The organism is Micromonospora andamanensis, assembly GCF_016863495.1.
In the GTDB taxonomy this organism is placed as follows: Bacteria; Actinomycetota; Actinomycetes; order Mycobacteriales; family Micromonosporaceae; genus Micromonospora; species Micromonospora andamanensis.
The window spans coordinates 69168-84320 of record NZ_BOOZ01000016.1 but is presented as its reverse complement, the minus strand read 5'-3'; the positions used below and the strand labels follow the sequence as shown (position 1 = coordinate 84320).

The 15153-nt window shown below is 73.3% G+C and carries 13 protein-coding genes; 5 read left to right on the top strand and 8 right to left on the bottom strand.

The annotated features are described in order from the left end of the window. Positions 1 to 6: 6 nt before the first annotated feature. The 6 genes from Van01_RS16305 to Van01_RS16280 all read right to left on the bottom strand — a co-directional run bounded on the left by Van01_RS16305 (position 7) and on the right by Van01_RS16280 (position 5299). Positions 7 to 810 (bottom strand): alpha/beta hydrolase, encoded by an 804-nt coding sequence (locus Van01_RS16305; protein ID WP_373306266.1) that lies wholly within the window; start codon positions 808 to 810, stop codon positions 7 to 9. 11 nt (positions 811 to 821) lie between these two features. Further along, on the bottom strand, positions 822 to 2228 hold the full coding sequence (locus Van01_RS16300) for a flavin-containing monooxygenase (protein ID WP_204007799.1): 1407 nt from the start codon (positions 2226 to 2228) through the stop codon (positions 822 to 824). Positions 2229 to 2319: 91 nt separating this feature from the next. Further along, the gene (locus Van01_RS16295) at positions 2320 to 3024 is read right to left on the bottom strand and encodes an endonuclease/exonuclease/phosphatase family protein (RefSeq protein WP_204007797.1); all 705 of its coding nucleotides are present in this window, start codon (positions 3022 to 3024) and stop codon (positions 2320 to 2322) included. Between the two features lie 44 nt (positions 3025 to 3068). After that, positions 3069 to 4016, bottom strand: coding sequence for an ROK family glucokinase (locus Van01_RS16290; RefSeq protein WP_204007795.1), 948 nt, complete (start codon positions 4014 to 4016; stop codon positions 3069 to 3071). Positions 4017 to 4086: 70 nt separating this feature from the next. After that, positions 4087 to 4803, bottom strand: coding sequence for a hypothetical protein (locus tag Van01_RS16285; protein WP_239099116.1), 717 nt, complete (start codon positions 4801 to 4803; stop codon positions 4087 to 4089). A 40-nt stretch (positions 4804 to 4843) separates the two neighbouring features. Beyond that, complete coding sequence (locus Van01_RS16280; protein ID WP_204007785.1) at positions 4844 to 5299, bottom strand: SRPBCC family protein; 456 nt, start codon at positions 5297 to 5299, stop codon at positions 4844 to 4846. 145 nt (positions 5300 to 5444) lie between these two features. Here Van01_RS16280 and Van01_RS16275 point away from each other — a divergent pair, with 145 nt between their 5' ends. From Van01_RS16275 to Van01_RS16255, 5 genes are all read left to right on the top strand, one after another. Next, positions 5445 to 7244 (top strand): AMP-dependent synthetase/ligase, encoded by a 1800-nt coding sequence (locus Van01_RS16275; RefSeq protein WP_204007782.1) that lies wholly within the window; start codon positions 5445 to 5447, stop codon positions 7242 to 7244. Between the two features lie 14 nt (positions 7245 to 7258). Then, positions 7259 to 8953 (top strand): GAF domain-containing sensor histidine kinase, encoded by a 1695-nt coding sequence (locus tag Van01_RS16270; protein ID WP_204007780.1) that lies wholly within the window; start codon positions 7259 to 7261, stop codon positions 8951 to 8953. A gap of 7 nt (positions 8954 to 8960) precedes the next feature. After that, positions 8961 to 9629 carry a response regulator transcription factor gene (locus Van01_RS16265; protein WP_007072219.1) on the top strand — a complete coding sequence of 223 codons (669 nt, stop codon included), beginning with the start codon at positions 8961 to 8963 and terminating at the stop codon, positions 9627 to 9629. Positions 9630 to 9796: 167 nt separating this feature from the next. Beyond that, a complete protein-coding gene (locus Van01_RS16260; RefSeq protein ID WP_204007956.1) occupies positions 9797 to 10606 on the top strand; it encodes an SAM-dependent methyltransferase in 810 nt (269 codons plus the stop codon). A gap of 79 nt (positions 10607 to 10685) precedes the next feature. Next, positions 10686 to 12341, top strand: coding sequence for a putative bifunctional diguanylate cyclase/phosphodiesterase (locus tag Van01_RS16255; RefSeq protein WP_204007954.1), 1656 nt, complete (start codon positions 10686 to 10688; stop codon positions 12339 to 12341). 320 nt (positions 12342 to 12661) lie between these two features. Here Van01_RS16255 and Van01_RS16250 read toward each other — a convergent pair whose 3' ends face one another. Together Van01_RS16250 and Van01_RS16245 are read right to left on the bottom strand one after the other, a co-directional pair. Then, positions 12662 to 13786: a glycosyltransferase family 4 protein gene (locus Van01_RS16250; RefSeq protein WP_204007778.1), complete on the bottom strand. Its 1125-nt coding sequence runs from the start codon at positions 13784 to 13786 to the stop codon at positions 12662 to 12664. Next, the gene (locus tag Van01_RS16245; RefSeq protein WP_204007776.1) at positions 13783 to 15042 is read right to left on the bottom strand and encodes a M48 family metallopeptidase; all 1260 of its coding nucleotides are present in this window, start codon (positions 15040 to 15042) and stop codon (positions 13783 to 13785) included. Before Van01_RS16245 ends, Van01_RS16250 begins: the two co-directional genes overlap by 4 nt. Between the last annotated feature and the right edge of the window lie 111 nt (positions 15043 to 15153).

Genomic DNA, 15153 nt, shown 5'->3' with positions numbered 1-15153 from the left:
GACGCCTCAGCCCCGGTCGTCCCGGGACGGGTCCTTGACCAGCCAGTCGAGGATCGCGTCGATCGGCTCCCGCCACCGGGCGTCGAGCATCATGTCGTGCCCCATCCCGGGAAAGAGCAACGGAGCCGAACCGTAGCGCCGGGCGGCCTGGGTCAGCGCCGAGGCCGGCACCACGCGATCGTCCGGGCTGCCCAGCACCAGTACGGGCGGCTCGCCCACGGCCGGCTCCGGATCGGCACCTGTCAACAGCTGCCACTGGGCCCGCCGGGCCGCCCGCCCCAGCCGCGCGGCGTGGCGCCGGGCGTCGGCGTCGGGCAGCTCGCCGCTGAACAACTGCTTGCGGTTCAGCCGCAGCCCGGCACCGAACACCGCCGGCAGGGTACCTAGTGGATTGCGACGCACCGCGGTGCCGAACGTCGCCCAGCCGCCGAGCACCGGCGCCACGAGCACCGCCGCCCGGGCCGGATAACGGGCCATGGCGTGCGCCACCACCAGGGCCCCGGCACCGTGCCCCACAAGCACCGCCCGGCGCGGCAGGCCGGCCGCCACCTGGACCACGTCATGGGCGTACGCCCGCAGGGTCGCCTCCGGCGCCGGATCGCTGCCGCCGTGCCCGCGCAGGCTCACCGCGTGGGCGCTGAAGCCACGGGCGGCGACATGCCCGAGCCAGTTCTCGGCGTACGCCCAGGCGCCGTGACCGAAGCCCGGCACGAACAGCAGTGGCGGCCGTCCCTCCTCCAGCTCCGGGACGGCGCTGAGCACCTCGCGCCGGACCGGGCGCACCGGCCGCGCCCATTCCCAGCTGCGCATCACCCGCTCGGTCACTTGCTCTCCAGCTCGCGTAGGGCGCGCTCCAGCGCGCGCAGGTAGTCGGCGTGCCCGACCTCGAACCAGTGCCGGGTCGAATCCTTCACCTGTCCCGAGTAGCGTTCACCGGCTCCGGCGCGTACCCGGGCGGCGAAGGCCGCGGCCCGCTCCGGACGGTTGGCGCGCAGCCGCAGCAGCCGGGCGAAGAGCACGGCCTGCCAGTGGGCCAGGGTGAAGATGCCGGAGTCCGGTTGGAGCAGCCCGGTCACCGCGAGCGTGGGATGGTCAGGTACGAGGGCGTTGAGCCACAGCCGGGGTCGACCCACCCCCTCGTCGTCGCCGAGGATCTTGCCGTCGAGGAACTCGAACCGGGGCAGGTAGCCGGTGGCGAAGACGACAAGCTCCGGGTCGATCTGCCGGCCGTCGGTCAGCTCCACCGAGTGCGGGTGGAAGCGCTCGATGTCCGGTACCGGGGCGATCGCGCCGTGACCCACGTGGTAGACGAGCAGACTGTTGGCGATCGGATGCGTCTCGTACACCCGGTGGTCCGGTTTCGGCAGACCGAAGCGGGTCAGGTCGCCGACCGTCAGTCGCAACGTCCGGTGGTAGAGCCACTGCCTGACGCGCAGCGGCACCCGCAACGCCAGCAGCATGTCGTTTACCTGGTCGGCGGGGCGGCCGAAGACGTACTTCGGGGCGTACCAGTAACCGCGGCGGGTGGAGTGCCAACAGCGCGACGCCTGCTGGGCGGCCTCCACGGCGATGTCGCAGCCGGTGTTGCCGGCACCCACCACAAGCACCCGCTTGCCGCGCAACTGGGCCGAGTCCTTGTACGACGAGGCGTGCATGACCTCGCCACGGAACTGCTCAAGCCCTTCGTAGCGGGGCAGCTTCGGCGACCAGTTGTGCCCATTGGCGATCACCACGGCGGCGTACCGCGAGGTGCGCTCGGGGCCGTAACCACCGGTGCTGCGGGTGGTGACGTCCCACCTGTCGTCGCCGACCGGCTCGACGCGCACCACCTCGGTGCCGAACCAGATGTGCCGGCGCAGGTCGAAGTGGTCGGCGTAGCGCTCGAAGTAGGACAGCAACTGGCTGTGGTGCGGGTAGTCCGGCCAGTGGTCGGGCATCGGGAAGTCGGGGAACTGGGTGAACGGCCGCGACGAGATCAGGTGCGTGCTGGCGTACACCGGGCTGCGGTCGTGCCGCCAGTTCCAGGCACCGCCGACGCCGGTCTCGCGTTCGTAGCAGTCGACCCCGAAGCCGTGCTCGGCGAGGTTCTTCACGGCGGTCAGTCCGCTGGCACCGGCACCGATGACGCAGACGGTGTCGCCCCGGTCGGAGACCGGGCGACCGTCGGGGCCGCGGGCGAGCGTGGTCGTCTCCGGATCTGGCTGGCCGGGCTCGGTGGAGGTGGGCACCGGGGGTCTCCTTCGTCTCGGCACGAGTGCCGGGTCGCGCGAAATCCTCTCCACAACGGAGCGGGATGTCCAGCCCGGCGGAGCGCGGATCTCAGGCGGTGGCGGGCAGCAACAGGTCGACCAGGACCGGGAAGTGGTCGCTGGCCCGCCGGGTCAGCGGGGTGTCCACCACGTCGTAGTCGACAACGCTGATCCGGGGATCGACGAACAGGGCGTCGATGCGGCGCCGGGGGTCGGCGCACGAGTAGGTGAGCCGGTCGGCCCGGTCGGCGGCGACCGCCGCGTCGGTGAGCCCGTCGGCGACCGTGCGCCACGCCGGCCCGCCCGGTTCCTCGTTGAGGTCGGCGGCGGCGATCACCGGGTGAGCCGTGGCGGTCAGGTCCCGCTTGAACAGCTCGGCCTGCCCTGGACGCTCGGCGGGATCGGTGGACAGGTGTGACCCGGCCACGGTGAACCGGGCGGAGGTGCCCACCCGACAGTCGGCGTACGCGGCGCCACGCAGGTGCCGGCCCGGGGTGAGCGGGAAGCGCCGGCAGTGGGTCCCGGTCACCCGTACCCGCAGGCTGGTCAGCACCAGGTTGCCCAGCGACGGCAACCCACCGGCGGCGACCACCAGGCCGAACGACTCGGCCAGCGCTGCCGACTTCTCCCGCCAGCGGAACCGGCGCGGCCCCTCCTGGACGATCACCACGTCCGGTGCCGCCGCGCGCACCACGGCGGCCAGCGCGGCGGTGTCGTCGCGCTGGCCGTGGACGTTGTACGACAGCACACGCAGCGGCACGCCGAGCTCGGTCACCTCATGCGGTGTCGCGGCGCGGTCCGCACCGTCCCCCGACACCGCTAGGCCCGGCGGGCCAGGTCGGCCGCGCCGATGACCCCTGCGGAGTTGCCCAGCTCGGCCGGACGGATCTCGGCCACCGGCAGCCGGCTGCGCTGGGCCAGCGCCTCGGTGAACGAGCGACGGGTGGGGCCCATCAGCAGGTCACCGGCGTCGATGACGCCACCGCCGACGACCAGGATCTGCGGGTCGAGAATCTGCGCCATGTCCGCCAGGCTGGTCCCGAGCCAGCGTCCGACCTGCGCGAACGCCTCGGCCGAGACCGGGTCGCCACTCTTGGCCGCGGCGGTGACCATCGGCCCGGTGATCGCCTCGGCCTCCCCGTCGGCCAGCTCCAACAGGGCGGCGGCCCGGTGCGGCTCCTGCCGCGCGGCGGCCCGGGCGAACCGGACCAGGGCGCTGCCGCTGGCGTACTGCTCGATGCAGCCGAGTCGGCCGCACCCGCACTGGTGACCGTCGGGGACGGTGAGCATGTGGCCCAGTTCGGCGGCGATGCCGTGGGCGCCCCGGACCAGCTCGCCGCCGAGCACGATGCCGCCGCCGACGCCGGTGCCGATGGTGAACATGACCATCGAGTCGTCGGCGTGGCGGGCCGCGCCGTAGCGGAACTCCGCCCAGGCCGCCACGTTGCCGTCGTTCTCGACGATGACCGGCAGGCCGACCGCAGCGCTGACGTACGCCCGCAGGGGCTCGTCGCGCCAGGCCAGATTCGGGGCGAAGAGCACCGTGGAGCGGGTGGCGTCGATCCACCCTGCCGCGCCGATGCCGACCGCCTGGATGTCGTGGCCGGCGGCCAGCTCGGCGACCAGCTCGATGATGACGTCGCGGGTCTTGCCGACATCGTCGGCGGGGGTGTCCCGTCGGGTCTGCACGAGGACCGTGCCGGTGTCGTCGACGACACCGCCGGCCACCTTCGTGCCACCGACGTCGACTCCGATGGTCAGCGTCACCGCTGCCACTCCCCTCTGCTGTGCCACCCCGCGCACACCTGCCCTCGCTGGTGGTGCGGGTCGTCCCTGGTCAGGCCCCGTCGCCTGGTGCGCCCTGCCGCCCGCCGGGCACGGCACTGCCGTCCGGTGCGGGCTCGTCACCCGGCACGGGTTCGCCGTCGGGTACCCGGGAGGCGGGCACCACGCGACGCTCGGTCGACGTCCGGCGCTCGGCCGACGCGACCGGCCCGGCGGCGTCGACGGGCGCGGCGGCCGGGACGGCGACGTCCTCCGCCCGGGTCGCGGCGGACCAGACGTCCCGCTCCGGTGCCGGCTGAGAATCATGCCCGGTACGGGTCGCCTCGCGCCACACGTGGTCGCCGTACGGGTCGGCGGAGGCGGTGCCGCTGGCATCCGCGGCGTACCCGGTCGCCGGTTCGGCGGCCGGCCCGGGGCCCGGTTCGGTCGGGGTGAAGGCGCGCAGGAAACTGGCCAGGCCAGCGGCCAGATCACCGGCGCCGGTGGCCAGTCGTTCGGCGAATTCGGGGCTCGGATCGCGCAGCGCGGCGATGCCCCGACATACCGGGCAGACGCAGCATTCGGCGGCACCGGTGGCGAAACCGCCCCCGGTGGCAGCCGACGTGCCGGCCGGGGCCTCGTTGTGACCGAGGACACCGGTCACGATCCCGCCGAGCGGCCCCAGCGGCACCGCCGCCGGGTTGGCGGCGGCCAACCGTACGGTGGCCAGCAGAGTGGCGACCAGCCGCTCCGCTTCTTCCCGGGCCGTGCCCGGATCTGTCGCACCCATGCTGGGCTCCTCTACCGCGGCGGCCGGATCGCCGGACGCGTCACTGCGCCGCACCTGATGCTTCTACCCGGCGCTTGAGCTGCTTCAACGCGGCATCCATGATCATTTTCTCGGCCTTGCGCCGGAACATCCCGAGCATCCCGACCGCGAGCTCCACCTCCAGGGTGTAGGTCACGGTGGTGCCGCCGTCGGCGTTCGCCACCAGGTCGTACGCGCCCCGCTGCGCCCGCTGCATCTTCGACGGTGCCACCAGGTGCCACTCGATGCGGGACAGGTCCTCGGCGTAGGCGTACGCCAGCACGTACTCGTCGGCCATCACCGTGGCGTCGAGGACGAAACGGACCTGGGAGGCGTAACCGTCCTCGTACTCCTCGATCACCTCCGCCTCGCGGACCGCATCGGTCCACTCCGGGTAGCTCGGGAAGTCACAGATGACCGCGGCCACCCGGTCCGGTGACGCGCCGATGATGATCGACTGGGTGGAGGTGTCCGCCATGCTGGGAGGCTACCGTCCGGTGACCGCCCACGTGCCACGCCGCCCACCTGCGGTGTGCTCCCGGCCGGCCGGGCGGGTAGGTTTCGACACAGCCACCGGCGCAGGTGGCGGCCCGACCCGGTCCTGTGAGCACGAGGGAGTGCAGGTGCGCGAGTTCACCGTCCCGCCGATCGTCACTGTCGGCGATTCGGCCAACCTCACCGATCCGGTCTGGGAGAACGCCGAGGCCGCGCCCGACGCGGTGCAGTTCGTCCGCCGCGACGCGGCGGGTGGTTGGGTCGACGTGACCTGCCGGCAGTTCCGCGACGAGGTGACGGCTGTCGCCCGTGGGCTGGTCGCCGCCGGGGTGCAGCCGGGCGACCGGGTGGCGTTGATGAGCCGCACCCGGTACGAGTGGACGCTCACCGACTACGCCATCTGGGCGGCCGGTGCGGTCACCGTGCCGATCTACGAGACCTCCAGCGCCGAGCAGGCGTCCTGGATCCTGGGCGACTCCGGGGCGGTGGCCGTCGTGGTGGAGACCACCGCGCACGCCACGCTGGTGGCCGGCGTCCGTGACCGGCTGCCCGCGCTGTCCCACGTCTGGCAGATCGACCTCGGCGGGGTGGACGACCTGGTGGCCGCCGGCGCTGAGGTGGAGCCGGCCGAGATCGACAGGCGGCGCGCGGGGCTGCGCTCCTCGGACATGGCGACGATCATCTACACCAGCGGCACCACCGGCCGGCCCAAGGGCTGCGTGCTGACCCACCGCAACATGTACGCCGACATCGCCAACGCCGTGCCGGTGCTGCCGAACCTGTTCGGCCCGAACGCGTCGACGCTGCTGTTCCTGCCGCTCGCGCACGCCTTCGCCCGGCTCATCCAGATCGGCGTGGTGCAGGCCCGGGCCACCATGGCGCACTGCGCGGACACCAAGGATCTGGTCGCTCAGCTCCAGGAGGTCAAGCCGACCTTCGTGCTCTCGGTGCCCCGGGTCTTCGAGAAGGTCTACAACGGCGCCAAGCAGAAGGCCGAGGCCGGCGGCAAGGGCAAGATCTTCGCCCGGGCCGAGGCGGTCGCCATCGCGTACAGCGAGGCGCTGGAGACCCCCGGCGGACCGGGCCTGGCGCTGCGTGCCCAGCACGCGCTCTTCGACCGGCTGGTCTACGGCAAGCTGCGGGCCGCGCTCGGCGGGCGGTGCCGCGACGCGATCTCCGGCGGCGCGCCACTCGGCGCCCGGCTCGGTCACTTCTTCCGGGGCGTCGGCGTGACCGTCTGCGAGGGGTACGGCCTGACCGAGACCTCTCCCGCCGCCTCGGCCAACCTGCCCGGCTTCACCCGGATCGGCACTGTCGGCCGGCCACTGCCGGGCGTGACCATCCGCATCGACGACGACGGCGAGGTCCTCATCGCCGGCGATCTCATCTTCCAGGGGTACTGGCACAACGACGAGGCCACCGCCGAGGCGATCACCGCCGACGGCTGGTTCCGCACCGGCGACCTGGGGTCCCTCGACGGCGACGGCTACCTGACCATCACCGGCCGGAAGAAGGAGATCATCGTGACCGCCGGGGGCAAGAACGTCGCCCCCGCCGTACTTGAGGACCAGGTCCGGGCGCACCGCCTGGTCAGCCAGTGCGTGGTGGTCGGTGACCGGCAGCCGTTCATCGCCGCGCTGATCACCCTCGACGAGGAGGCCCTGCCGGGCTGGCTGGAGTCGGCCGGGCTGCCAGCCGACACCGGGATCGAGGTGCTGCGCCAGCACGAGGGACTGCGGGCCGAGATCCAGGCCGCGGTGGACCGGGCCAACCAGTCGGTCTCCAAGGCCGAGGCGATCAAGGTCTTCCGGGTGCTGCCGCGCGACTTCACCGAGGCGACCGGGGAGTTGACCCCGTCGCTGAAGGTCAAGCGTCAGGTCGTCCACAAGACCTACGCGGCGGAAATCGCCGACATCTACCGCGGCTGACTACCATCCGTCACGTGCCCGCCTCGACATCCGCCCTGGCCCGCTCGCATCCGCTCGCCGCGGCGGCGCGCGTCGTCGTGCTGACGCTCGTCGCCGTCCTGACCCTGTTCGCCACCCGCGACGTGACCCAGCTCTGGTGGATCGTCCTGCTGGCGCTGGCCGGGCTGCCGGCGATGCTGGCACCCCAGCACCGGCTCGTCGGCCCGCTCAGCCGGGTGGCGGAGGTGCTGGTGCTCGGTCTGGCGGCCAGCCAGGTCGCCGCGGTGGCCACCGTCGGCGGTCACATCGGCGGGCTGGGTGCCTCCGCCGTGCTGCCCTACCTCGCGGTGCCGGTGACCGTCACCGCGCTACGTCGCCGCTTCCGCGAGGGCGCGGCGCTGATCGCCGTGACCGCCGGCAGCCTGCTGGTCGCCGGCGCGATCACCGAGGTCGGCGGTGTGCGCCAGCTGAGCCAGCCCGGATATCTCGCCGTCTGCGCGCAGTGGCTGATCCTGGCCGCCCTCGGTCTCTACGCCGCCGGCACGCTGCACCGGGTGATGCAGGCCCGGCACGACAGCAAACCCCAGCCGTACGCCGAGGCGACCCGGCTGCTGACCCAGTTGCGTACCGTGGCCCGCCAGCTGCCCGGGGCCACGCTGGACCCGGGCGGGATCTCCGAGCACCTGTTGGAGGAACTGCGCACGGTGGCCCGTACCGACCGGGGCGCGGTGCTCTCCGCCAGCGGTGGTGGCCGGCTGGTGGTGCTCGCCCAGCTCGGTGCCGACCGGGTCGACTGGGAGACCACTATCGACGCGGACTCCGCCATCGCCGACGCCTGGGCCAGCCAGCAGTCGCAGACCGCGGCCCGCTCGCAGTCCCGCTCGCACCGGAGTGGTGAGGTCTCGGCGCTTATCGTGCCGCTGGTGGCCGGGTTGCGCACGGTGGGCCTGGTGGTGTTGGAGACCGACACGGCGAACGCGTACCCGCCACCGGTGGTGGCGCAGGTGACCGGGCTGACCGGCCCGGCCGCGCTGCGCCTGGAGGCCGCCCTGCTCTTCGACGAGGTGCGCTCGCTGGCCACCAACGAGGAGCGGCAGCGGCTGGCCCGGGAGATCCACGACGGGGTGGCCCAGGAGCTGGTGATGGTCGGCTACGGCATCGACAACGCCCTGGCCACCGTCCACGAGGATGCCGAGGAGACCGCCGAGTCGCTGCGCCTGCTCCGCCAGGAGGTGACCCGGGTGATCACCGAGCTGCGGCTGAGCCTGTTCGAGCTGCGCAGCGAGGTGGACCGGCACGGTGGCCTGGCCGCCGCGATCGCCGAGTACGCCCGCACCGTCGGCGCCTCCGGCGGCCTGCGGGTGCACCTGTCGCTGGACGAGTCGACAGCCCGGCTGCCCGCCGCGACCGAGGCCGAGTTGCTGCGCATCGCCCAGGAGGCGGTCACCAACGCCCGCAAGCACGCCGGCGCGGCCAATCTCTGGGTCACCTGCGAGGTGGATCCGCCGTACGCGCAGATCGAAGTGTCGGATGACGGTCACGGCATAGGTGACCAGCGCTCGGACGGGCACTATGGTCTTGCGATCATGGCCGAGAGAGCGGAACGTATCCGGGGCCGGTTGGAGATCAGGCCGCGGCAGCCGAGCGGGACGACCGTCGCGGTGGTCGTCGGTTCACCGCCCCGGCGCGATAACGTTCGCGGTAGCGCCGCCGCAGCAGAAGGGGAGTAAGCCGAGGATGACCACAAGCCCGACACCGGCAACCCGTACCAAGGTCCTCCTTGTCGACGATCACGACTTGATCCGCAAGGGCCTGCGGCACGCCTTCGAGCGCGACCGGCAGTTCGAGGTCGTCGGCGAGGCGGCCACCGCGGCGGAGGGCGTCCGGCAGGCCGGTGCCCTGCAGCCGGACGTGGTGATCATGGATCTGCGGCTGCCCGACGGCAGCGGCCTGGAGGCCACCCGGGCGCTGCGCAAGTCCAGCGCGTCGATGGGCATCGTGGTACTCACCATGTACGCCGGCGACGACCAGCTCTTCGGTGCCCTGGAGGCCGGTGCCAGCGCGTTCGTGCCGAAGACCGCGCCGGCCGACGAGGTCGTCGCCGCCGCCCGGCACGCCGCCTCCTCCCCCAGCGCGTTCACCGCCGCCGACCTGGCCGAGGCGATGAAGCGTCGGCTCGCCCCGTCCGGCCCGCAGCTGTCCCCCCGCGAGGGTCAGGTGCTGCGGCTGCTCGCCGACGGAATGAGCGTCGCCGGCATCGCCAAGCAGCTGTTCGTCAGCGAGTCGACAGCCAAGACGCACATCTCCAAGCTCTACGAGAAGCTCGGCGCGGCCAACCGCGCGCAGGCGCTGATGACCGCGTTGCGGCTCGGTCTGCTCGAAGCGCCGGACGCGCCGAAGTTCTGAGGCGCCAGGCGCGGCACCGACGGGGATCCGTGTCCCGCCCCCCGGCGGGCACGGATCTTCGCATCGATCGCCCTCCGCACGGACCGGCTATGGCCTCCCTCGCGAAAGCGGGGCAGAATACCCGCCGGGGCGGCGTCGCCCCGAGGGTGTGCGAAGGGGTGAGGTCATTGCAGCGACCGGACTGGGCACCCGAGACGATCGACGTCGAACGTCCCAGCGTCGCGCGCATGTACGACTACTATCTCGGCGGCTCGCACAACTTCGCGGTGGACCGGGCCGCGGCTCGGGCGATGGTGGCGGCGGTGCCGCAGGCGCCGCTGATGGCCCAGGCCAATCGCGCTTTCCTGCGCCGGGCCGTGCAGTTCCTCACCGACGCCGGCATCCGGCAGTTCCTGGACATCGGCTCCGGCATCCCCACCGTGGGCAACGTGCACGAGATCGCGCAGCGGCACGCCCCCGACTCGCGGGTGGTCTACGTCGACGTCGACCCGGTCGCCGTGGCGCACAGTCGGGAGATCCTGGCCGGCAACGACCGTACGGCTGTGGTCCAGGAGGATCTGCGCCACCCCGACCGGATCCTGGGCCACCCCGACGTCCGCGCGATGCTCGACTTCTCCCAGCCGGTGGCCGTGCTGGTGGTGGCGGTGCTGCACTTCGTCGCCGACGACGACCGGCCGGCCGAGGTGCTGCGGACCCTGCGCACGGCCCTGGCCCCCGGCAGCTACCTGGTCCTGTCGCAGGCCAGCGACGACGGCCGGGACGAGACCGAGCGGGCCGAGGCCGAGGAGGTCTACCGGCGCACCGACAACCCGCTGTGGGTACGCGGCCGGGCCGAGCTGACCGGGTTCTTCGACGGCTTCGAGCTTGTCGACCCCGGCGTGGTGTGGGTGCCGCAGTGGCGTCCGGAGACCCCGGAGAGCGCCGAGGACGCCGAACGGGCGGTGTTCCTCGGCGGGGTCGGGCGACTCGGTGGCTGAGCCTCCGGACGGCCGGCCCTGCGTCGGCGTGTTCGCCCGCGCCTGGGCGAAGGCGGTGGCCGGCACCAGCTACCTGCCGATGACCCACGCCCAGTTGGAGACGCTGCTCCAGCGGCTCACCAACCTGCTGGCCGAGGCGCTGCGGGCGGAGCCGCTCGACCTGCGAGTGGGTCACCGGGTCGCCGATGAGCTGGTCGCCGCGCACATCGCCTCCGCCGAGGCGCTCGGCCGGACCGTGGAGGTGATCCAGCTTCGCCTGGTCCGCGACCTCGACCTGGTGGCCGACGACATCGAGGACCGGATGGCCCGCCTGCTGGGCGCGGTGGCCACCGGCTACGCCCGGGCGCTGCGGGACCGGACCCTCGACGAGCAGGAGTCCATCCGGCGTGCCGCGATGACCGCCCAGGCCGAGGCGGAGCAGGCCCTGCGGGCCAGTGAGGCCCGCTTCCGGCACCAGGCCACCCACGACCCGTTGACCGACCTGCCGAACCGCACGCTCTTCGCCGAACGTCTCGCCGCCGCCGTCGACGGGTCGGCCGGCAGTGGCCGCCGGGTCGGGCTGTGCTTCCTCGATCTCGACCGGTTCAAGCGGGTCAACGACTCGTTCGGGCACCAGATCGGCGATCGGGCGCTTGTCGCGGCGGCACGGCGACTGCGGCGGGCGGTCGAGCCGCACCTTGTCGCGCGGCTCGGTGGCGACGCCTTCGTGGTACTCGTCGAACGCTCGACCGGCACCGGGGACGTGGTCGCCGTCGCCGAGGCGGCGCTGGCGGCGCTCTCCGAGCCGGTGGTGGTCGACGGGCACGACGTGACGGTCACCGCGAGCGTGGGCATCGTGGAGCGGCGGGTCGCCGGGACCTCACCCGACGACCTGATGCGCGCCGCCGGCAGCACCCTGCACTGGGCCAAGTCCGCCGGGGGCGCGGGCTGGGCGCTGTACGACGCGGAGCGCGACGGCCGGGAGCAGGCCCGCCAGGAGCTGAGCGCGGCCATCCCGGCGGGACTGGAACGGGGTGAGTTCTTCCTCGACTACCAGCCGTTGACCTCGTTGCACGACGGCTCGCTGCTGGGCGTGGAGGCGCTGGTCCGGTGGCGTCACCCACGGCTGGGTGTGCTGCGCCCGGACAGCTTCATCGGCCTGGCCGAGGAGACCGGGTTGATCGTGCAGCTCGGCGGCTGGGTGCTCGCCGAGGCGTGCCGCGAGGCGGTCGGCTGGACGTCCGCCTCGGGCCAGCCGCCGTACGTGAGCGTGAACCTGGCGGTCCGTCAGGTTCGCCGCCCGGGGCTGGTGCAGGAGGTGCGGGCCCTGCTGCGGCGTACCGGCCTGCCGCCCAACCGGCTCCAGCTGGAGATCACCGAAAGCACCATGATGACCACGTCCGAGGAGCCGGTACGTGCCCTTCGTGCCCTCGCCGACCTGGGCATCCGCATCGCCATCGACGACTTCGGCACCGGCTACAGCAACCTGGCCTACCTGCGGGATCTGCCGGTGACCGAGTTGAAGGTGGCAGGTGAGTTCGTCCGTGGCCTGCGCGCCCCGGAGGCCCGCGCCGACGAGCGGATCCTGGCCTCGCTGGTCTCGCTGGCGCACGCGCTGGACCTGACGGTGACCGCCGAGGGTGTGGAGACCGGCGGGCAGGCCGAACGGCTGCGGGCGATCGGCTGCGACGCCGGCCAGGGCTGGCACTTCGGCCGCCCCGCTCCCCCCGACCACATCCTCGCCCGCATCCGCTGAACCAGCCCCCGCCGCCACCCGAACCAGGGTGTGCCGACACTGTCGAACTGAACCGTTCGCGCTATCGCCAAACCACACGGTCCCGCCGGGCCACGACGCCGGCCGAACCGTGAGCGATTACCGATCCGGCTGCGCTCTCAGCTCGACAGCGTGCGACACCATCACCCGGCCCTGGGCTCAAGGCGCCCGCGCGCCCGTACGCCGGCACGCCCCGCACGCCCGCAAGCCCCCGCGCGCCCCCGCGCGCCCCCGCGCCGGCGCAGGCGAACGCTTCGGCCCGGGCCGGCCGCCACACCGGACAGGGGAGACCCCTCGGTGTCTCAGCCGGCGAGCAGCGTCGCCAGGCGTTGCGCCTGTGTCTCCCAGCGCCACTCCCGCTCCACCCAGGCGCGGCCGGCGGCGCCGAACTGCCGGGCGAGGTCGCGGTCGGCCAGCAGGGTGGCCACCCGGTCGGCGAGTTCCGCGAGGTCCCGACCGTCCACCACGTAGCCGGTCTCGTCCTGACGCACCGCGTCCGGCGCGCCACCGGAGTTGCCGGCCACCACCGGCAGGCCGGTCGCCGACGCCTCCAGGTAGACGATGCCGAGCCCTTCGACGTCCAACCCCCGGTTGCGGGTGCGACACGGCATGGCGTACACGTCGCCGGCCGCGTAGTGGGCGGGCAGTTCGGCCGAGGGTACCGAGCCGGTGAAGACCACGTCCCGCTCCACCCCGGACTGGCGGGCCAGCCGGGCCAGCGTGGCCCGGTACGGTCCGCCGCCGACCACCAGCAGCGCGGCGTCGGGCACCCGACGGTGGATCAGCGGCAGCGCCCGGATCAGCATGTCCTGGCCCTTACGGGGCACCAGCCGGGACACGCAGACCACCACCGGCCGGTCGGACAGGCCGAGCCGGTGCCGCACCGCGCCGCCGTCGACGGACGGGTGGTAGACGTCGGTGTCCACGCCGGGCGCGAGCCGCCTTAGCTCGGTCAGGCCGTCCAGTGCCCGGGCCAGCCGGATCCGGGTGTACTCCCCCAGGTAGGTCACCACGTCGGTGTCCCGGCCGATGCGCCGCAGCGCGGCCCGGGCCACCGGCAGCGCCGCCCAGCCGACCTCGTGACCGTGGGTCAGGGCGACAGCGCGCCGGATCCCGGCCCGCCGACGCAACCCGGCGGCGAGCAGGCCGAGCGGCGCCGCCGCACCGAACCAGACCGTGTCGCACCCGTACGAGCGGGCCAGCCGGGCGGCCCGACGCGCCACCACCGGGGTGGGCAGCAGCACCTTTGTGCGTTCTCGAACCACCTCGAACGGCTGGTCGGCGTCGAACTTGTCCGCCCCGGCCCAGCGTGACGCGTACACCACAACCGAACCGGCGGGCTGGCGCACCGCGAGGTTGTGCACGAACGACTGGATACCACCCGGCCGGGGCGGAAAATCATTCGTGACAAGCAGCGTGCGGCTCACCGGCCAACCTCTCTGGCGTACGCGCGGGCGGCGGCGATCCGCTCCACTGTGGACGGGTGCGACGCCGAGTAGAGGTACTCCCAGCGGGGCGGATCGGGATCGGAGAGGTTGACAGCGGACAGCCGACGCTGCATCGACTCGAACGCGACCGGGTCGTTTGTCAACGCCAGCGCGTGTGCGTCGGCGCGGGCCTCGACCCGCCGCGACATCAGCGCCTGCACCGGGGCGAAGATCAGACCGGCCACCGTGACCAGGGCGAGCAACAACGGAAACGCGCGGGGTTGCGCCACCGAGTCGACACCGGCCAGGCGCAGCAGCGGCGGCCAGGAGCCGATCAGGTAGAGCGCCACCACGGCGGCGGCGGCGCCGAGCGCGCCGGTGAGTGTGCCCACCGGTACGTCCCGGTCCCGGGCGTGGCCCAGCTCGTGCGCCACCACAGCTGTCACCTCGGCCGGCGTCGCCTCGCGCAGCAGGTTGTCGTAGACCACCACCCGGCGGGTCGGGCCCAACCCCGAGACGTACGCGTTCACCGCCCGGGTGCGCCGGGACGCGTCGGCGACGAGCACGTCCCGCACCGGCACTCCGTCGCGTTCGGCAAGCTCCATCAGCTGGCTGCGCAGCGGCGACGGCTCCATCGGGCTGAACCGGTTGAAGACCGGCTCGACAAGCACCGGGAGCACGAAGGAGAGCAGCACCACGAGGGTGGCCGCACCGGCCGCGCCGAACGCCCACCACCAGCGGGGGGCGAGTCGCACGACCGCGTAGAAGCCGAGCAACGCCACAGCGCCGATCACGGCGCTCACCGCGTACGACTTGAGCAGGTCCACCGCCCAGCCGCCCCAGCCGTTGGTGGCCAGCCCGTAGCGGGTGAGCACGCCGTGCCGCCAGGCCGAGAACGGCAGCGTCACCAGGTCGGCGACCAGCACCACGGCCAGGCCGCCGAGGATCGCCTGCGCGATCCAGTGGTCGCCGAAGGGCCGCCCGGCCACCTCGATCAGCCGGCTGCCCAGCGGGGTCAACCCGAGCGCCAGCGCCACCAGCAGCCCGACGCCGAGCGCCGCCCATCCGCCGGGACGCAGCGCGGACCGGAACTGCCGGGCCCGCTCCACCTGCTCGGTCGGCAGGTCACGCAGGGCGGCGAGCTGGTCGGCCCGGGGGGCCGGCGGACGCTGCCACGGGATCAGCACGAGTGCCGCCACGACCAGGGCTACGGCCAGTCCGGCCAGGGTCAGCAGCGCCCACCCGCGCGGACTCACCGGGCCACCCCGCTCGACGCCGGCAACCCGCCGCCGCAGCGAACGCGCACCGACAGGTCGTCCGCCGTGCGCCTCATACCGCCCGCTCCTGTCGCCATGGGCGCCCATCCT